This window comes from Chloroflexota bacterium, from assembly GCA_020161265.1.
Taxonomy (GTDB): Bacteria; Chloroflexota; Chloroflexia; order Chloroflexales; family Herpetosiphonaceae; genus Herpetosiphon.
The window spans coordinates 95987-116749 of the sequence record JAIUOC010000013.1; the positions used below are offsets into that span (position 1 = coordinate 95987).

The following is a 20763-nucleotide window of genomic DNA, read 5'->3' on the forward strand; positions in this document are numbered from 1 at the left end:
AATGTGGAAAAGCTGTGGGTAATGTGCATAACATAGCCAAATTAGGCATTAACGTTAATTCAATGTTAAGCAACCGCAGATCGTTGTGCATATGTTTCACAAGTTGGGACAAGCCTTGCCTACAAAAACAGCGTACCCTTGCCAAAGAGCACGCTGTCTGATCAAACTGCTAAATGTTTCACGGGAAACATTTAGGCTGGGTAAGTCCAAGCCTCGCCTGGTTGCAACGCAACGATTTCGGTGTTGAGCTGAAGTTTGTTCAATTCGCTCTGCAACGCTGCGGGGTTACCATGCAAAGCTGGGAATGTGCCATAGTGTTCGGGGATGGCAAATTTAGAGCCAATTAATTTGAGTGCATGCGCCGCTTGGCGTGGCCCCATGGTATAAAAATCGCCAATTGGCAAGATGGTCACATTCGGCTGATAAATCTCGCCCATCAGGGCCATATCGCCGTGAACACAGGTATCGCCAGTGTGATACACCACGCAGCCATCGGAAAATTCGAGGATAAAGCCACAAGGATCGCCCAAGTAGAGCGAAATACTGCCGCTACTGATGCTGCTGCTGTGGTGTGCTGTGGTTAAGGTTGCTTTGATTCCAGCAATCTCGATACAACCACCTTTGTTGAAGCCAATACATTGTGTCGCATCGACACCTTGGCCTTGCACCCAACCAATCAGTTCAACGATGCCAGCAACTGGAGCTTTGGTTTGCTGCGCCAGCGTGATAGCGTTACCAGTATGATCCATATGACCATGCGTAAGCAAAATTGCATCGACATTTTCGAGTTCAGCTTTGGCAGACTCGGGGAAACTAGGATTGCCCTCGTACCAAGGGTCAAGCACAATTCGTTTGCCTTCGGGCGTGACAAATAAAAAGCTGGCGTGACCAAGCCAAGTGATGGTTGTGTTGGCCATGAAATAATCTCCTTGCACACCAATAATCCAACTACTCGCTAAAATTCTACCACAGCCGCTCGAACAACGGCAGGGTTTCCAAGGGCGCAGGGTAATTGTAGAGCCAAGTTTCACCCTCGAATTTCTCGCCAGTCCAGTAATCGCGCCAACCGCCTTCAGGCAAATAAATGTCGCGTTGGTAGTGATTGGATTGGAGCATTGGCGCAACCAAATATTGCTCGCCAAACAACCATTGATCGCCAATAAAGCGGGTACTGGCATCGTCGGGGTAGTGCCACCACAATGGCCGAACTAAAGGCGTGCCATCGGTGATTGTCGCTTGCACCAATTCGGCGATGTACGGCTCTAGCTCAGCGTGCAATTGAGCATAGCGCTGGCAAATCTGGCTGGTTTCTGCATCGTACTGCCATGGCGCGATTGAAAATTGCATAGCTGGCAATAATGCTGTGACTTGCGTCCAACGAATCAACAACTCGCGTTCGGGAAATTCACCGTTATAGGCATTGCCGCCGATCATATCAGGCAGCACGTAGGGATAACCGATCACGCTCATCGCAAGCGCTTGGGTAACGACCGCATGCAAGCCATTATCCATACCCCAACGACTCCATTTATCCCATTCGCGGAAGAAGATTGGTTGCTGTTGCGAGCGCCAACCGGTTCGTACCTCTGTCCATTGCCACGATTTGGCCACAAAAGCCACATACCGATCACTATATTGATTGGGAGTCATCGGCAGATGGGTTTTGGCCTCGGCGGGTAGAAAATTGCCTTCAGCGCCGTCAAATTTAAAACCATCAATGCCATACAAGGTTTGCAAGCGCTCCAAACCTGCTTGCCACCAAGCCAAGGCGGCAGCATTCGAGACATCCAACAAACCGCCCCAACCTTGCCACCAACGGGTCAAATAGGGTTGATCGTTGGCGGGATGTTTGACCAAATAGCCATTGGCAGCAGCTTCAGCAAAAGCCGCGCTCTTAGGATCGAAAAATGGTGGAATCCACAGGGTTACTTTATAGCCAAGCTCATGTAATTGATCGACCATTGCCTTGGGATCGGGAAACTTGCGCCGATCGAATTCTAAATCGCCATAAGCGGTTTGCCAGCGATCGTCGATCTCCAGCACGGAATATGGATAGCGTTGGTCGATAATTTCTTGGGCAAACGCCAGCGTTTGAGCTTGATCAATATCCATTTTATAGCGTGCCCAGGTTGTCCAAATCGGCTTGCTAAACATTGCCAATGGTGGAGCCGCCTTGGGATAGCCCAATTTTTGAATGACATGTTGGGCTGCAACGCTGACATTTTCAGCAATCAGCAGATCGAGCACTAAGCGCGTGCCTTCAAAATGGGTTTCGCTACCATCCAAGCCTGCGCCAAATGGGGTTGGCGAAGGAAACTGCACCAGCCGAATCACCCCTGCTGGATCGCTATTGATTGTGACGTGCAACGGGCCTGTATCTTCGGCCACGATAAAGGCCACGCCATTCGCGCCAATCCAAGCTGGCGTAACAATATTGAGTGTGCCATCATCGGCGTGGTCATAGGTCATAAATGGTTGGCTTTGCACGCCAGCCAAGTTGAGCGGCCAACTTTGAATCACTCGTTCGCCCATGCCATACCACGAGCCTGCTGGTTGTACGCCGATTGCTAAACCAATTTGGGCAACCTGATGTTTCACGTGAAACACCAACCGATAGCCTGTTGCCGTCGTTTCAAGATTAAGCTCAAAGGTTTGGTTATCAAAACTAGTGTATTGCACTGTATCAGGCTTGGTTTGCACACCTAATGCGGCAAACTGCGAGCCATAAGCCTGCAAGTAGGGCTGAATCGTCAAAACTTCTTCGTCATCACGTTGAAATACCAATAAGCCTGTTGATTCGAGAGTGTATGCCATAAACGCCTCACGTAACGATCAATATGTTGCCAGCTATTATAGTGGGGATGAAGAACATAGAACAAAGAGCATAGAACATAGAGCATAGAACATAGATGAAGGGATCAGGGGCTAGGTTTAACGCAGAGAACGCAGAGAACCAAAGGATGAATTATGAGGGATGCGGGAGGAAATTCTAACAGGATTAGCATTTGAGGTGTGAGGCATAGGACAATAATCAAAATAATCGGTGCAATCTGTGGCTAAAAAACTTAACCTTCGTGCTCTTCGCGTCCTTCGTGGTTTCAGTCCTTCGTGCTCTTCGTGGATCAAGCAACGTTTCACGTGAAACATCCAATTTTGCTCAAAATTCATGCGCTTGAAACGTCGCTAAAACTACACAATCCAAAACAAATAAATTCATTTTACATTTTTACAAAAGCATATTTTACAAATAGTTGTAAACATTTTTACCTTATTTAAAACCTCGTTCGTTCAGTTGACAAAGTATTGGCTGTAGGCTATGATCGCAGCACCAACAAAGTTTGTTTGACGACACAACAAATCGCGGACAACGCAGTTCAAATAAAACCCCTTACCAAAGGAGCCGTCCATGCGTGACACTGCCCATCGTCGGAGCCTGATCAGCCGTATGCTGCTGATCGTTATGCTGTTGTCGTTGATGATCCCCACGTTCAGCCAACAAACGCCTGTGGTTGCTGCCCAGCCTACCACGTTTAATCCGGCGCTCAATCAAGCTCCAACTATTGCAAATGCTCAAGTTAATTGGTGTTTCGCTGGCGGATTCCAAAATTGGGATAACAGCGCAACACCTGCCAATGACGAAGGTCTCGCTGGCGATTTAGTCGCTGGCGATGGCATCTACTCTTTAGATGTTGTGATCGCAACTGCTGGCCGCTCTGAATGGAAAGCGGTTGTTTGTGGCAGTTGGGAAACTTCAGTTCCGGCTGGCCCTAATGCTTGGATGAACACCACCCAAGCCAATCAAACCGTCAAATTGACCCTCGACACCAACAACTACAATTCCAATGCTGGCAATCATGGCGTGCCAAGCACCAATATTATTCACGCCTACGATAGCGATTTTGCCAACTGGACAGCGGTTGGTTCGTTCCAAAATCCTGTTTGGACGAATAACGACCCAGCCACGGCCATGACCAACCTCGGCAATGGCTGGTACTATTTGGCCTATACTGTGCCAAACGCTGGTAGCTATGAAGGCAAAGTCGTACATACTGGCGATTGGACAACTCAATATACTGGGGTTGGCCGTGCCGTCGATCAAGGCAACATCAGCTTTACCACCACCCAAGCCGGACAAATGGTGGTATTTTTGCTCGATACCAACACGAGCCGCCTGACGATTCGCCCGCAAACCGCTGGCAATGCAGGCCCATGGTGTGCTCCAGGCAGCTACCAAACTCCACCATGGCAAGAAACTGGCAGTCCCTTGGTCGATAATGGAACCCAAGGCGACTTGGTGAGCGGCGACGGGGTTTTCAGCCTCGATGTTGTTATTCCAACCGCTGGCACCTATGAATGGAAGGTCAATGCTTGTAATTGGGCGACCGCCTTCCCAGCTGCAAACGCTTGGATTTATACCGACCAACCAAATCAAACGGTAAAATTATTGTTCGATAGCAATAATCATGCGGCTGATAACGGCTGGGATTTGCTACCAACTCAAAATGTGGTCAATGCAATTGATGCATCGAATGATTTCACGGTGGTTGGTGCATTCCAAGGCTGGAGCAACAATAATCCAGCGACCAAAATGATCCAAATCGCCCCAAATCAATTTGTGTTGCGCTACACGATTGCATCACCAGGCAATTATGCTGCGAAGTTCACCCGCACTGGCTCGTGGGTTGAGCAATACAATGCCCAAGGTCGGGTCTTCGATGCCAACGATCCTGCACCTATCGGCTTTACCACCACCAATCTCAATGAAACTGTCGTCTTCTACTTGGATAATCGCACTGGCCGCGTGGCAATTACGCCGCAACGTGATGGCCAAGTGCCCGATTCAGTCGTTGGCGATGGCTTGATCAATCGTGATGCAATTGAACATCACAGCCGTGAATCGCTCTATCGCGTGCCATTTGGTGCTGCACCGCTCAACCAAGCGGTTAACTTGCGTTTGCGCACCGCTGCCCACGATATCAATCAAGCTCGCATTCGCTTGTATTACACCGCCAACAATGGTCAAAGCATTCAACGTATGACCAAGGTGGCTAGCGATGAAATGTACGATTATTGGGAATACACCATGCCAGCGCAAACTGCTTTGGGCGTGGTCTATTACCGTTTTATCATCGAAGATGGCGCGACAACCCTATTCTATGAAGATGATAATCGTTTCGATGGTGGCTTAGGCGAGGTGGTCAACGCCAGCGCTGATCGCTCGTGGAATATCTATATCTACGACCCAGCCTTTACCACGCCTGAATGGGCCCAAAACGCCACAATTTATCAAATTTTCGTCGAGCGTTTCCGCAACGGCGACCCCAGCAATGACCCAACTGGTGTAGCAACTGACACCACCTACCCAGGGCGAGGTTGGTTCTACCCAACCGAGCGCGGCCATCGCTTCCCAGTTACTCCGTGGAACTCGATCGTGCCCGATCCCGAGCCATTCACCGACCAAAATAACCCATGGTGGTCAACCTATAGCAGCACCATGTATGGCGGCGACTTGAATGGGGTCCAAGATAAACTCGATTATTTGCAAGAGCTGGGCGTAACCACGCTCTATCTCAACCCAATTTTCGATAGCCCATCCAACCACAAATACGATGGTCGCGATTATCGCAACGTGGATGAGGCCTTTGGTGGACAACAAGCCTTTGACGATTTGGTTGCCGATGCCCATAACCGTGGCATGACGGTGGTGCTCGACGGCGTGCCCAATCACGTCAGCAGCGATAGCCCATTCTTTGATCGCTTTGGCCGCCACGCTGAAGTTGGCGCATGCGAAAGCGTCAGCAGCCCATATCGCACATGGTTCTTCTTTGAGCCAGCCGCTGAGCCAGGCACGGGCGTATGTGCTGGCGATACCAACTATCGTGGTTGGTTTGGCGTAGCCACCTTGCCCCAAATCAACACCAACCATCCTGAAGTGATGGCCTATTGGTTTGGTACGGCTGGCGGCAACCCCAACTTACCAAGCAACACCGCTAGTTACTGGGTCGATGGCACCAACAAAGCCGACGGCTGGCGTATCGACGTTGTGCCCGATGTGATTGGGGTCAACCCAACCTTCTTTGAAACCTGGCGCGACGTAATGAAAGCCGCCAATCCCGATGCTGTGCTCTACTCCGAAACCTGGAGCGAAGGCGATGTACGCGATCGGGTGCTTGGCGATGAATTCGATAGCACCATGAACTATCGCTATCGCCGCGCAGTTTTGGGCTTCTTGCGCGATACCCGCTGGGTCGATAACGACGGCGGTCAGGAGATCGATCCGCTCTTACCCAGCCAATTTGTCAACAGCTTTGAAACCATACGCGAGGATTACCCAGAGCCAGCCTACAATGCAGCCATGAACTTGATCGATAGCCACGATACCAATCGGGCCGTCCATGTGCTCAACGAATTGGGCTTTACCGGCACTGGCTACGATCGCCAACCAGTCGATAATTTCGTTGATGCGCGGCATCGTTTATCGTTGGTTGCCGCCTTGCAAATGACCTTGCCAGGTGCGCCAACCATCTACTATGGCGATGAAGTTGGCTTAACTGGCTATGGCTTCGATGTGCCACGCGACGACCCCTACAACCGCCAACCCTACCCATGGACTGACCAAGCAGGCTACAACAGCTTGCCCGAATGGCGCAAAGCCGACACCAATTTGTTGGCAACCTATCAACGGCTTGGCCAATTGCGCCGCGATTATAGCTATCTGCGCACAGGCTCGTTCGATGTGATGACCGCCGACGATGCCAACAAAGTCTTAGCTTATGGACGTAAGGATGAAAACGGCGCGGCAATTGTTGTGTTCAACCGCGATAGCCAAGCCCATAGCATCGAGCTGAACTTAGCTGGCTACGTGCCAACGGGGACAGTGCTAACTCGCACCATGCCATTGACCCAAACTGGTTTGCTGCCAGCAACCGATGTTACAACCTACACATTCAGCGTTGCACCACAAAGTGTTGGCATTTGGCTAACGCCTGATAGCGTTGATATGAGTGCTCCTGCTGCTCCAACCAACTTGCAAGTGACCAATCAATTGTCACAAAGCATCGAACTTGGCTGGAACAACGTTGCAACCGCTGAAAGCTATAACATTTATCGCTCAATCGTGAGCGGCGGTGGCTACGAGTTGGTCGGCAATACAACCAGCACCAGTTTTAGCAATGCTGATCTCACGCCAGGCCAACGCTACTACTACATTGTCAAAGCAGTACGCAATGGCTTGGAAAGCGACGCGAGCAACGAAGTTTCGGGCTTGCCAGCTTATGTAATCAACTGGTCGAATCTGCAATTCCCAGCCACAATCAACCATACGATCAGCATTACCAACCCAACCACCAATATCTATGGGCGGGTATACATCGAAGGCGTTACCAGTGAAGCAGGCGCAACGCCAAGCCTGTTGGCCGAAGTTGGCTATGGCCCCGATGGTTCGCAGCCAAACACTGCTAGCTGGACATGGTTCGAGGCTACTTTCAATGTACAAGATGGCAATAACGATGAGTTTGTGGGCAATCTGCTGCCAAACAGTGTTGGAACCTTCGATGTAGCCTATCGTTATAGCACCGACGGTGGCACAAGCTGGATCTATGCCGATCTTGATGGTTCGGATAATGGCTATTCACCAGCGCAGGCAGCTAGTTTAGTTGTTGCGGCAAGCAGCGACACAACAGCGCCGACCGCGCCGATTAATCTTCGCGAAGTGCGACGTTCAGCCTCGCAAATTGTGATTGGCTGGGATGTTTCAAGCGCTAACGATACCTATCGCTACGATGTGTATCGCGATGGCAACGCGATTGCCTCGGTATTGCACCCAACTACAATCTTCACTGATACCGAGGTAACCGCAGGCATTACCTATACCTATCAATTGAAGGCGCTCGACGGTTCGTTCAATCAATCGGAATTCTCGAATAGCGTCTCGATTCGCGCCGAGCAACGGGTAATTGACGTGACCTTCCGCGTCAAAGTGCCAGTTGAAACCCCAACCAACGAAAGCGTCTATGTCGCTGGCAACGATGGCACAGTTTTCAATGGCGCTTGGACGGCCAATGGTCAAATTATGCAACGCGTGCTGACCGATACATGGGAATTCAATAAACAAATTCTCGAAGGCACAGCCTTGGAGTATAAATACACTCGTGGCGCGTGGGAGCGCGTCGAATCGTGGGGCACAATCGAGGCCTTCACCAATCGCCGCGTAACCATTGAATATGGCAACAACGGCCATTTCATCGTTGATGATACTGACACCAATTGGGGCACTGGCGACGATAACCGCAAGGCCGTCCAAGCATGGCGCGACCCCTTGGTCAGCAGTAGTTCAATTGCCAACAACGCAGTTGAAGTTGCGCCAACAGTCCAACCAGCAATTACATGGTCGCAAGTTGTTACGGCAACAACCCCAATCAGCCAAGTATTGGTCTTGACCAATGCTCAAAATCAGCCCGTAGTCGGCACAGTGGTCGCTACCAGCCCAACAACCTTCAGCTTCATCCCCGCAGCACCACTGCCAAATGGAACCTACACGCTAACCGCATTCAATGTACGGCGGGTGATTGGTGATCCATCGCCAATGCAACAACGCTACGTTGTGCGCTTCACTGTTGGCAGGGATATTCTCAAGATCTTTCTACCAATCGTTGGACGTTCAAACTAATTTCATGCTTGCCCGCTAATTGAATACCGATAATGGTGTCGGGGTATTGTTGATGGCCTAGCCATCGCGATACCCCGTTTTGCACCGCCCCGAATGAGGCTCTGTTGGTCGTTGTGAGGATGGTCTAGGCCACCATCGTTGCGAGCACCAACAGAGAACATAGGTAGCCGAGCGTTCGACGCTAGGTTTGGTGTGCCTAAAATTTGGCGCACGGCTCCTATCTGAAACGTTGGTGTTTCACGACAAATACTCTAACAACGCTGTAAACGGAGTCATTAATGCTAAACAAACGATTTGGCGGATTGCTCGCGTTGGTTCTGTTGGCCTTGGCCTTGTTGCCAAACCCGAAGTCGGTTGCCGCTGGCGATAATAATGTGCATTGGGATGAGCTGTATCATGCTGCTCCTAGCGCCAACCCCCGCACTGAGCTTGTGCCAGGCGAAAGTTTCAGCTTTCAACAAGCCGAAGCCAATGGCACGATCGTTTCAACCACCAATGTCCAAATTTCAATCTTAGCGCTGGCTGGCGATCTGACCAGTGCCCAAATTCGCTACTGGAACGGAACTGAGCAGATCGTAGCGATGAGCAAAGTCAAAACGCTAACTGCTAGTTTCCGCAACACCGCTAGCACCAGTTACGATCTGTGGCGTGGCACAATTCCAGCTCATGCCGCTGGTACAACTGTGTATTATCGGGTTCGGGTGTACGATGGCAGCGTTTTAGCCCTACTCAAAGCCCAAAATGGCAATTACGTCAATCCTCGCGGCCAGCATGTACGGGGCGCAAACTATGATCCCGATGATTATAGTTTTACAGTGCAAAGCGGCGGTACGCCCACGGCTACTCCAACAATTGCCCCAACCGCCACTCGCACTGCCACTCCTAGCGCTACAGCCACGCGCACGCCGGTTGGCACCATCAGCGCAACACCCACGCCATCGCGTACCCCAACTGCTACTGCCACCAACACCCCAACTCCCACAGTTTCAGCCACGCCATCGGGGGCTTGCAGCGGCGCAGCAGTCGGCAACAACACGATCATCAGCAGCGCGGTGTACCACGATAGCACCAACAGCGTGTATCGCGACCCGCTTGGTTCGCTGCAAGCCGGGCAATCGGCTAGTATTCGTTTACGTACCTGTAGCAACGATGTTAGCGCTGTGAGTTTATCGGTTTGGTTAACTGGCGCACCATTCAGCCAACCATCATTCAGCTATCCATTAACTGTGGTGAGTAATGATGGAACCTATGCTATGTGGCAAGCCAGCGTGCCAGCCCCCAGCAGCTCAACCGATCAGTGGTATCAATTTAAGCTGAGCGACGGCTCGACAATTGGCTATTATGTGGTTGCCAACACCAGCAACACTGGCCCAGGCGTGTGGAGTGCCACCGCGCTTGATCGTTCGTGGAAGTTAGGAACGGTTCCAGCACCACCGCAAGATTATGCGGTGCCAACATGGCTGCAAGATGCCGTGATCTATCAAATTTTCCCTGATCGCTTCCGTGATGGCGATAGCGGCAACAATTTCAACAATGTGCGGGTCTATGGCCCAAACACCTGCAACGGCTATAGCGGCGCAGGCGCACCCAACTGTTTGGCCTCAATCCACAGCAATTGGAATGAAACGCCAACCACCCCCGGCTATGGCATCGATTTTTATGGTGGTGATTTACAAGGCATTGTCGATAAAATCAATGCTGGTTATTTCAACGATCTTGGCGTGAATGTCCTCTATCTCAACCCGATTTTCGATGCAGCCTCAAACCATGGCTACGATACCAACGATTATTATGGCATCAACCCACGCTTTGGCAATTTGGCAAAATTCGACGAGATGATCGCCGCCGCCGATGCCAAAGGCCTCAAAGTGATTCTTGATGGTGTATTCAACCACGCTGGCATGGATAGCATCTATCTCCAAGGCTACCCAGGCTATAAAACCGACCGCTGGACAGGCATCAATGGTGCTTGCGAATCGGCTTCATCGCCCTACCGCAGTTGGTTCACCCAAGGCTCAGCTGGCACCAGCGGCTCGTATCCATGTGTTGGCGGTTGGGGCTGGAAGGGTTGGTATGGCTATGAAACCATCCCTGAATTTATCGAAAACGACCCAGTGAAGCAATTTTTCTATCGCGATGGCAGCGCTCAAAGCCCCAATGGCAAATCAGTAACCCGCTTCTGGCTCGAACGGGGTATCGCTGGCTGGCGCTTCGACGTAGCCCAAGATATCACCCATGCTTGGTGGAGCGATATGCGGCCCTATGTCAAAACTGGTTATGGCGATAGCGAAAGTTTATTGCTGGGCGAAGTCACGGGCGGTTGTGATTGGGGCTTATATCGCGCCTACCTCAACCAAAACGAGCTTGATTCGGTGATGAACTATTGTTTCCGTGATTGGGCGGTGAGCTTCGCCAATGGCAATGCACCTAGCTCATTCGACAGTAGCTACAATGCCTTCCGTGCGCAAATGCCTGCTACCCCATGGTTTGGCATGATGAACTTGGTCAGTTCGCACGACTCAACTCGCGCTTTACGCTTGCTCAACGACGACAAAGCCCGCATGAAATTGATGGTGCTGTTGCAAATGACCCTGCCAGGTGCACCATCGGTGTATTATGGCGACGAAGTTGGGGTAACTGGTGGCGGCGATCCCGATAACCGCCGCACCTATCCTTGGGCTGATAAAGGTGGTAGTCCCGATACGGCAATGTACGCCCATTTCAAGAAATTGATCGGGCTACGTCGTACCTACCCAGCGCTCAGCAGCGGCGATGTGGCAACCCTGCTGGTCAACGATGCCAGCAAACTGTATGGCTATCGTCGCTGGAAAGGCACGCAAGAGGCAGTTGTAGTGCTTAACAATGGCACAGCCACCCAAACCGCAACCATCAATGTCAGCCATTTGGTCAATGGCACAGTCTTGACCGATGTCTTGAATGGTGGCAGCTATACCGTCAGCAACGGCCAATTAACCTTGCCAGTTTCAGCCCAATCGGGCGTAGTGCTGGTGAAATAATTAAACATAATGGGCGATAGTGGTTGCTATCGCCCATTATTCAAAACTCCAGCTCACTGGTTTCGAGCCAACCAAAGCGTTGCCAGCTAATATAGCCACGATCATCAAACTCAATCCCCTCGGCTTCTAAGCGTTGGCGTTGTTCGATTGCCGTATGCACTGGACAATTGGTCGAAATCCGACCCTCGCGATTGACCACCCGCCACCAAGCAACATCAGGATATTGCTCATCTAAGGAATGCAAGGCTTTGCCAACCGCCCGCGCATAGCCAGGGTAGCCCGCTGCCAAAGCCAACCGCCCATAATTCACAATCCGGCCTGCTGGCACTTGCTTGAGCGTTTGATAAATCGCCGTCAAAAATTCGTTGCTCATTAATCTGTGCTCACTGATAGATCTGCTACCAGCACTTTAGCACAAAATAGCACGAACGAAGAAGTCAAGGTTAAGATTAATCCACGAAGAACACGAAGAACACGAAGGGGTCAGGATTCAGGGACAAGGGATCAGCTTTGCATCACCTCGCCCAATCAAGAATCCTGACCCCTGATCGCTGGCCTCTGAATCCTAAAATACTCTCTGCGCCTCTGCGTTAAGGTTTGGATCTAACGTCCGCTGTTTTCGCGGCGGGCGCGTGAGGCGGCATCAATCGTAACGGCCAACAAAAGCACTGAGCCAGTGACGATAAATTTGATCGATGACTTGAGCGCCAGCAAATCCATGCCATTGGCAATTGCCCCAATCACCAGTGCGCCCAGCAAAGCCGACCAAATTCGGCCACGCCCACCAAACAAGCTGGTGCCACCGATCACCGCTGCGGCGATTGCATTCAAAAGCACGTCGCCATCGCCTGATGATTGATTGGCCGCGTTCAAACGTGAGGCCGCCAAAATCCCGCCACAGGCTGCGAGCGCCGAAGCCAGCATAAAAATCGTAATCCGAATCCGATTAACGTTGATCCCTGCGCGGCGAGCAGCTTCGGTATTGCCACCAACCGCATAGACATAGCGGCCAAAACGGGTGCGCTGGGTAATAAAATCAAAGATAATCAAGAAGGTCAAGAAGATAATGACTGCGCTAGGCACACCTTGGATTGGGTTGCCTGCAGCGTTGGCATTGCGGTTGACACTCATCATGGCAACACCTGCCAAGACACTCGCACCAACCACTCCAACCCGCCAGAACACGCCGTTCAACGAACCAGTTGGCAATTCAGCAGCGCGGCGGCTGCGATATTCGTTGAACACAATCAAGGCATAAACGACAACGCTGACAACCCCCAAAACCCAGCCAAGCCAAATTGGCAATTTATAGTTGGCAATATCATTAATAAATTTATTGGTGATGTTGATGGTGCCTGTGTCGCCAAGCACCCGTAGCCGCGAGCCTTGCCAAGCTAGCAAACCTGCAAGCGTAACCACGAACGAGGGCACGCGGAAGGATGAAATCCACCAGCCTTGCAACAAGCCGACTAAGGCTCCAACCACAATTGCCCCAATAATCGCCACGCCAGCAGGCAAATTATGGCGCGAAACCAACACCGCCATCACTGCCGCCGCCAAGCCACTAACCTGGCCTGCCGAAAGATCAACCTCGCCTAGCAGCAAAATTAGCACAACCCCAGTTGAAATTGTGCCCATCGCGGCGATTTGCACCATCAAGTTGGTCAGGTTGAGTGGCGTAAGAAAGTTTTTATTGATACTTTGAAACACCAGCGCAATAATAATCAAGCCAATAATCACTGGTAGCGAGCCTAAGTTGCCTTGGCGAAAGCGTTCGGCTAATGCTTCGCGCCAATTGTTGGGCGCAGCAGCAAGATTCGTCGGTTGCGTTTTCATCATTCGGCCTCTCCATAGGCATTGCTGGGCAGCATTGCCCCAGTAATCGCGCCAATCACTTGTTCGTTGGTGCTACGGGCGGTGTGGAAGGTAGCGACCCGCCGCCCCAGCCGCATCACAATAATTCGATCGGATACTTCAAACACATCGGCAACATTATGGCTAATCACCACCACAGCCAAACCACGATCGCGCAACCGCATAATCAAATCTTTGACTTGGCGGGTTTGCTCAACGCCCAGCGCCGCCGTTGGCTCATCGAGCAGCACAACTTTGGAGTTCCACATAACCGAACGGGCAACCGCCACCGATTGGCGCTGACCGCCCGAAAGATTGGCAATTTGCACCCGCACACTCGGAATTTTGACGCTCAGATCGCGCAGCACTTCAGTTGCTCGACGTTCCATCTCGGTTTCATTCAGCAGATCAAGCGCTTTGACCCCGCTACGGCGCACGTTTTCGCGGCCAAGATAGAGATTGGAAACCACATCGAGATTATCGCACAAGGCCAAATCTTGGTAGACGGTTTCAACGCCGAGGTCGGTGGCATCGCGTGGGCTATTGACTGAAACGACCTTGCCTTCAAAGACATAATCGCCCTCATCAGGTTTGTAGGCTCCGGCGATGGTCTTAATCAGCGTCGATTTGCCTGCGCCGTTATCGCCAACCAACGCCACCACTTCATTCGAGTAAACCTCGAAATCGACGTTGGAGAGGGCTTGAACCGCACCAAAGCGTTTGCTAATTTGGCGCAATTGCAAGACAGGCATCGCTGCTTCTGTTGCTGTCATGACATATTCCTTTTGCTGTGGGTCAGAGGAGGAGCCGCTGGGCTGGCTGTGTGAGCCGTGCCAACCCAGCGGCGTAGAGGTTAGTTATTGAATACCGGCATCAGCACAGGCTTTGGCGAAGTCGCCAGCACAGATCTGATCAACTTTGTGGAATTGGTCTTTGACAATCGTATCTTTGACGTTTTCTTTGGTCACAGCAATTGGGGTCAGTAAGATTGAAGGAACATCAATTTTGCCATTGTTAACCTTGCTGGTAGCTTTATCGGTGGTTTTGCCTTCGAGCAAGGCAAAAGCCAATTCAGCAGCAGCTTCGGCTTCAGGCTTGATTGCTTTGTACACCGTCATGTATTGATCGCCAGCCAAAATCCGTTGAATCGCAGCCAATTCAGCATCTTGGCCCGTGACTGGGGGCAATGGTGAGAGACCGCCAGCTTTCATAGCGGCAATCGCCCCGCCACCAGTACCGTCGTTGGCAGCATACACGCCATCAACTTTGTTGCCCATGCTGGTCAAGGCTTGTTGCATTTGGTCTTGGGCTTTGTCGGGGCTCCAGTCGGGAGTGTCATATTCGTTGGCGATGGTCAATTTGCCAGCACTAACCAATGGATCAAACACGCTGTGAGCGCCAGCTTTGAACAATTTAGCATTGTTGTCGGTTGGTGAGCCGTTGATCATGACGATGGTTGGGTTGGCAATCCCTTGTTTGTCTAATTGTGCGACCAAGCTTTCAGCTTGCAACTTGCCAACTGATTCGTTGTCGAATGAAATGTAGTAGCTTACGCCATCTGAGTTGAGGATCAAGCGGTCGTAGGCGATGACTGGCACATTTTGGGCTTTGGCTTTGTCGGCAATTGAAGCAGCAGCAGCTGAATCAACTGGGTCAAGTACCAACACTTTTGCGCCGTTGGTCAATGCTGCTTCAGCTTGTTGCAATTGCAAGCTAGCATCTTGGTTGGCGTTGTTGTAAATCACCTGACAATCTGGGCAAAGCTCTTTCATTTTGGCTTCGAAGTAGGGGCGGTCGGCAGTTTCATAGCGGGCAGTTTTGGCATCGGGCAAGAACAAAGCGACTACTTTGCCGCCACTGCTGGTTGTGCCACCAGTGCCCGTGGTTGGAGCAGTTGTAGCGCTTTCGCTACCACAGGCTGCAATCACGCCGGAGATGAGGATCAACAAGAGGGAAGTGAATGCGCTACGCCGCACGTTCATAGAGTGGACTCCTTCGTCTGTTAAGACCTACAATCGTCATTGATACCGAATTGTGCGAACAAAAAGCCAACCAAATCGAACGAACCTGCTCCTGGTGAGAAGCGCACCAATGCCCTAAACCATCATCAAAGCTACGCTGAGCGAACCATTGCTTTTTTCTGTAGGTGTAGATTTGCCATGATGGGTAGTTGGTTGGTGGTGGGTTGCCTAAGTTGCGTAAATTCGCCGCTTATGGCACGATAGTATGTGCTGACTGATGTAACGCTAGTGTACGCCAAAGCTGTTGGTCAACCCAACCCCCAATCCCCCAATCTTCCTAGGGTCTTTCCCCTAGTTGAATGGGGGGATTTCCCCCTAAAGCGAGGATTTGCATGCAACTCAATGGCGAGCGTCAGATTCGAATTGTGGTAGCCGATGATCATGCGGTAGTGCGAGCTGGCATTTCAACCGCGCTAAGCGATTTGCCCAATGTTGAAATTGTGGCCGAGGTTGGCGATGGGCCTGGGGTTTTAGCAGCGCTCGATTTGCAACCAGATGCCTTGGTGATTGATGTGAGCATGCCGCAATTCGAGCCGTTGCAAACCATTCGCCAAATTCGCATGCATTATCCCCAGCTCAAAATCTTGGTGGTCAGCGCCTACGATGATGATGTGTATGTGCAAGGGTTGTTGCAAGCAGGAGTCGATGGCTATCAACTCAAAGATCAACCTTTGGCTGATATTCGGTTAGCCTTGCAACGCGTGCTGGCTGGCGAACGCTGGGTTTGCACACCCTTGCTTTCTAAATTGATGCGCGGCGTGCCCGTGGTTGAAACTGGCCTGACCCCGCGCCAACGCGAATTGCTGTGGTGTTTGCAGCAGGGCGATGATAACCATGCAATCGCTCGCCGCATCGGCCTGAGCGTTAAAACTGTCGAAAATCATCTTACACGGCTGTATCGCCAAATTGGGGTGCAAAGTCGGCTTGAGGCGGTGCATTATGCGGCCCAACACCCGCAATTGCCGATGATGCCAACCAGCAGCCAAGCGCTCGCCCCCAGTCAAGCGCTAAGCGTGTTGATTGTTGATGATAATTTGCGCTATCGGCAACACGTTAGCCGCATGATTAGCAAAATGCAGCCCAATTGTGCTGTAGTTGAGGCCGCTCATCAAACCGAGGCCATGGCAGCAATCAGCCAACGCTCGCCAGATTTGGCCTTGGTCGATGTGGTTTTAGGCGATGAAGATGGAATTAGTTGCGCGGCCCAAATCAAGCAACAATCACCCAATACCCGGGTGCTACTCGTCAGTGCCTACCCCGACCGCGAGTTTCACCGACGCGGTTTGGCAGTCGGGGCAGTCGCCTTGCTCGATAAAAAAGACCTCGATGCGGCAGCCCTGCGCTTGTTGTTGGAAGATGTGTGAGTGAGGTGTCAGTTGTCAGGGGCTAGGGGTCAGGATTGTGATCCACGAAGGACACGAAGAACACAAAGAAGGTTTTTAGCCACAGATGAGCACAGATTATTTTGATTATTCTGCTGCTTTCTGTTTCACCAAAGCATTTCCTGACCCCTGAACCCCAACCCCTGACCCCTAATATTACCCAATCCGTTCGATGCCGCCCATGTACGGTCGCAGCACTTCGGGGACGGTCACGCTGTCATCAGCATTTTGATAATTTTCCAGAATCGCGATAATCACCCGTGGCAAAGCCAAGCCCGATCCATTCAGCGTGTGCACAAACTCTGGTTTTGCCCCAGCTTCGGGGCGATAGCGAATATTGGCGCGGCGAGCTTGATAATCGCCAAACAAGCCACACGACGAAACTTCGAGCCATTCGTTCATGCCAGGTGCCCACATTTCCAAATCGTACTTGACCGTGGCAATGCCCAAATCGGCGGTACATAATTGCAACAAGCGATAAGGAATCTTTAAGCCTTTGCAAACATCTTCAGCATTGCTAATCAGCGAGAACAATTCGTCGTAGCTGGTAGTTGGCTCAACCATTTTCACCATCTCAACTTTATCGAACTGGTAGAGGCGCTTGATGCCACGGACATCGCGTCCAGCGCTCATTTGCTCGTTGCGGAAACATGGGGTATGCGCCACATAGCGTAATGGCAATTGGGCTTTATCCAAAATTTCTTCGCGATGTAAGTTGGTAACTGGCACTTCAGCGGTTGGAATCAACCATAAATCGGTATCTTCAATATGAAAAATCGTGTCGGCAAATTTGGGCAAGTTGCCAGTGCCAACCATGGCATCGGCCTTAACCAAGTAGGGCACGGCCAACTCGGTATAGCCATGCTGATCAACATGCATATCGATCATCCAGCTAATCAAGGCCCGTTGCAAGCGCACGCCCAAACCCTTCATCACGAAAAAGCGTGTGCCGCTCATGCGCACGCCCCGCTCAAAATCGAGAATGCCAAGGGCTTCGCCTAGCTCCCAGTGTGGCTTAACCTCAAAATCGGTTTCTTTGATTGTGCCTTCAACTCGCACCACAACATTATCGTGCTCGTCTTTGCCAACTGGCACTTCAGGCAACGGCAAGTTGGGCAAATCGAGCAGAAGATTGTGCAATTCCAAATCGATTGCATTCGCTTGAGTATCAAGTTCGGTAATTTGATCGCCAACCAGTTTCATGGCGGCAATTTTTGCGTCGCGTTCAGCCTTATCTTTGGTGCGGGCCACATCTTTCGAGCCAGCATTGCGCTCGGCCTTGAGCCGTTCGACTTCGGTAATCGCCTCGCGCCGTTTAAGATCCAAACCAATCACCTGATCGACTAAGCCAGGATCACGGCCAACTTTAGCAAAACCTTCGCGTACCATGTCGGGTTGTTCACGGAATAAACGAATATCTAGCATTGAAATACTCCTTCAAATTATGCGTCGGCTGACGCAGCAAGCTGATCTAATTCCTCGATTGCAACGACAATTCCTGGCCGAATCACCCCGAATGCCACATAAAAACGGTAGGCTTGGTTGGGCTTGGGCAAAGTTTTGCTGTGTTGGTCGTTCAGCAAAAACATATATAAGCTATCGCGGTGCAAGGTGGCCGAAACTGCCTCGGAACGATGCATTTTGACCTCGTTTAAACTGCCTTCGAGCGTTTCGACTTTGGCTTTATTGAGCCGCTGACGAGCAAGTGCCCCATTGATCGCACTAACTAAGGGAAATAACGCGATGGCAAGCGGAACCCAAAACTGCCACGAATCGGTGCGTTGGGTTAGCGCAAACACCAAGAAGAATCCCCCAAAGGCCAAACGAATCCAAATATCAAAAATTGAGATTTTCAAAATGCGTTTAATTTGATCAGGATGCAACTCGCCACGTCGATTGCTTGGCAACTCGGCTTTGATGCCCCAAACCAGATCAACCGCTTGGATTTGCACTACTTGGGCATTATGTTCGCGAATTTTGGCTAATTCCTCGCCAGTTGGGCGCTTGGATTGACGCTTGCTCATGCTGTTTCAACCGCCACGATAATACCCATGCGTGAAACACCCTTGGCTACATAGATTGTGTACGGTTGTCCAACCTGGAGCGGTTGGTGACCCAATTTGGCTAAGAGCGCATACGAACGTTTATTGATCACTAGCTCAGATTCAAACATAGCAAACGGCACTGGCCGAATTTTTTCGAGTTCGCCGGTAATCGCTTGCACCACGCCAGCCTTGAGCGCGGCTTGGCTTTGGCGACGAACCCAAGCATTGATAATTAACACACCGCCCAATCCCGCAACAACCCAGCCCAAGGTATCGAAACGCAATGTTCCATAGCTAATCAGCGCCAAACCGATGAGCAGCATCGGCAAAAATGGCACTCGAAAAGCCCGCATCGCTTGGAGTTGACGTTGTTGGTCAGGTGCTAAACGACCCTCGTGATTATGGATTAAATCGGCGTGATCGCCTCGAATAATCATGTAATTTCCTCTGGTTCTGGCTCATTCAGCGCTTCCGCCACCAAACTACGGTATGGTTGGGGAATTTCGCCCAATGACTCATAGATAATTGTTTCAACTTCGTACAAGCGGCGTTGACCACGCCGTAATACTGCAAAATCAATGGTTTGTTGGCTGCCATTATGCTGAATTGCTTGACGAATCCAGCTTTGCAGCACGCCCTCGCAATGCGGACAAATCGATTTAAGCTCGCCACTATCGCTACTAGCTTGGGCTACCGAGGCTAAAAACGCTGGCATTTTGCTAATATCTGGCAGCGCATGACTAAAATGACATTGTTTACAGCGAACCACAATCGATTCTTGGTCGGGTTGGGCAAAATGGGTGGACACTGGGCGTTCCTTGGCTGGGTTCAACAATTGGTATGATGGCTGTTGCATGCCACCGCCCCAGGCCAAGCGACTAAAAATCCACAGAATAACCACCAAACCAACAATACTGCCGAACGTTACTAAGCCGATTTCCCATGACATAACAAACCTCAACGCTTGGGTTGGGCGAAAATTTCGACATTAAAAACGCCCCTCGTCCCTAGAGAAGGACGAAGAGCGCAAAAGCTCTCGTGGTGCCACCTTCGTTCGTCGTTGCATGCAACAACCTCGAAAAGCTTGCTAACGGAAGCAACCCGAACGCGGGGCGTTACGACTCAGAAATTGGATAGATTGGCAATGTTCACCGCAATCCCAGCAGCTGCGGCTCTCTGAAGAACAAATAAGGCTCAATCCACGGATTTCGTCAACGTCAATGGCGCTATTATACCACGAAGGCTTGATAGTCCGTGAGACTTGGCGGCGATTCTCACTCAGTCCAAAGCCTGATTTTGCTTTATAAAGAGTAACAGGGCCAGCGATTGCCAGCCCTGCCTCAGTTTAATAGCTATTATTGAAACCGCCTACACATCCAAATTTTTCACGTCGGCGGCGTGGGTTTGGATAAAACGCTTGCGCGGCAACACGATTTCACCCATCAACATCGAGAAGGTTTCATCGGCTTCCATCGCATCTTCAACTGTCACTTGTAAAATCATGCGATTGCCAGGGTTGAGCGTGGTGTCCCACAATTGGTCGGGATTCATTTCGCCTAGCCCTTTGAAGCGCTGAACGGTGACTTTGGTGCCTGCTGGCAATGAGCGAATGTACTCATCGCGGGTGGCTTCATCGTAAACATATTTGTAGGCCTTGCCATGTTGCACCCGGAACAACGGCGGCTGAGCCACATACAAGTGCCCATTGGTAATCAAATCGCGCATATGGCGGAAGAAGAAGGTCAGCAACAAAGTGCGGATGTGACTTCCATCCAC

The 20763-nt window shown here is 51.0% G+C and carries 14 protein-coding genes; 3 read left to right on the top strand and 11 right to left on the bottom strand.

What is annotated here, in order from left to right; translation table 11 throughout:
• Positions 1 to 191 precede the first annotated feature (191 nt).
• Together LCH85_24705 and LCH85_24710 are read right to left on the bottom strand one after the other, a co-directional pair.
• Positions 192 to 917, bottom strand: coding sequence for a metal-dependent hydrolase (locus LCH85_24705; protein MCA0355207.1), 726 nt, complete (start codon positions 915 to 917; stop codon positions 192 to 194).
• A gap of 46 nt (positions 918 to 963) precedes the next feature.
• The gene (locus LCH85_24710; GenBank protein MCA0355208.1) at positions 964 to 2814 is read right to left on the bottom strand and encodes a glycoside hydrolase family 31 protein; all 1851 of its coding nucleotides are present in this window, start codon (positions 2812 to 2814) and stop codon (positions 964 to 966) included.
• A gap of 592 nt (positions 2815 to 3406) precedes the next feature.
• Between LCH85_24710 and LCH85_24715 the strand changes: the two genes are divergently transcribed.
• Positions 3407 to 8668: an alpha amylase N-terminal ig-like domain-containing protein gene (locus LCH85_24715; protein MCA0355209.1), complete on the top strand. Its 5262-nt coding sequence runs from the start codon at positions 3407 to 3409 to the stop codon at positions 8666 to 8668.
• A 278-nt stretch (positions 8669 to 8946) separates the two neighbouring features.
• Positions 8947 to 11685, top strand: a complete 2739-nt coding sequence (locus LCH85_24720; protein MCA0355210.1) for a hypothetical protein — start codon at positions 8947 to 8949, stop codon at positions 11683 to 11685.
• Between the two features lie 40 nt (positions 11686 to 11725).
• Here the strand turns inward: LCH85_24720 and LCH85_24725 are convergent, their stop codons facing one another.
• From LCH85_24725 to LCH85_24740, 4 genes are all read right to left on the bottom strand, one after another.
• The gene (locus LCH85_24725; GenBank protein ID MCA0355211.1) at positions 11726 to 12058 is read right to left on the bottom strand and encodes an MGMT family protein; all 333 of its coding nucleotides are present in this window, start codon (positions 12056 to 12058) and stop codon (positions 11726 to 11728) included.
• Between the two features lie 230 nt (positions 12059 to 12288).
• Entirely contained in the window at positions 12289 to 13524 is a 1236-nt protein-coding gene (locus LCH85_24730) for a sugar ABC transporter permease (GenBank protein ID MCA0355212.1), read from the bottom strand.
• Complete coding sequence (locus tag LCH85_24735; protein ID MCA0355213.1) at positions 13521 to 14312, bottom strand: ATP-binding cassette domain-containing protein; 792 nt, start codon at positions 14310 to 14312, stop codon at positions 13521 to 13523. The genes LCH85_24730 and LCH85_24735 overlap by 4 nt, the downstream gene beginning before the upstream one ends.
• An 84-nt stretch (positions 14313 to 14396) precedes the next feature.
• Entirely contained in the window at positions 14397 to 15521 is a 1125-nt protein-coding gene (locus LCH85_24740) for a sugar ABC transporter substrate-binding protein (protein ID MCA0355214.1), read from the bottom strand.
• Between the two features lie 371 nt (positions 15522 to 15892).
• On the opposite strand from LCH85_24740, the gene LCH85_24745 reads away from it, so the two are divergent.
• Positions 15893 to 16924 carry a response regulator transcription factor gene (locus LCH85_24745; GenBank protein ID MCA0355215.1) on the top strand — a complete coding sequence of 344 codons (1032 nt, stop codon included), beginning with the start codon at positions 15893 to 15895 and terminating at the stop codon, positions 16922 to 16924.
• 174 nt (positions 16925 to 17098) lie between these two features.
• Here LCH85_24745 and serS read toward each other — a convergent pair whose 3' ends face one another.
• From serS to LCH85_24770, 5 genes are all read right to left on the bottom strand, one after another.
• Positions 17099 to 18367 carry a serine--tRNA ligase gene (gene serS / locus LCH85_24750; GenBank protein ID MCA0355216.1) on the bottom strand — a complete coding sequence of 423 codons (1269 nt, stop codon included), beginning with the start codon at positions 18365 to 18367 and terminating at the stop codon, positions 17099 to 17101.
• Between the two features lie 17 nt (positions 18368 to 18384).
• A complete protein-coding gene (locus tag LCH85_24755) occupies positions 18385 to 18966 on the bottom strand; it encodes a hypothetical protein (GenBank protein MCA0355217.1) in 582 nt (193 codons plus the stop codon).
• A complete protein-coding gene (locus LCH85_24760) occupies positions 18963 to 19424 on the bottom strand; it encodes a hypothetical protein (GenBank protein ID MCA0355218.1) in 462 nt (153 codons plus the stop codon). The genes LCH85_24755 and LCH85_24760 overlap by 4 nt, the downstream gene beginning before the upstream one ends.
• Positions 19421 to 19936, bottom strand: coding sequence for a hypothetical protein (locus LCH85_24765; protein MCA0355219.1), 516 nt, complete (start codon positions 19934 to 19936; stop codon positions 19421 to 19423). Before LCH85_24765 ends, LCH85_24760 begins: the two co-directional genes overlap by 4 nt.
• A 419-nt stretch (positions 19937 to 20355) precedes the next feature.
• Positions 20356 to 20712 (bottom strand): hypothetical protein, encoded by a 357-nt coding sequence (locus tag LCH85_24770; protein MCA0355220.1) that lies wholly within the window; start codon positions 20710 to 20712, stop codon positions 20356 to 20358.
• Between the last annotated feature and the right edge of the window lie 51 nt (positions 20713 to 20763).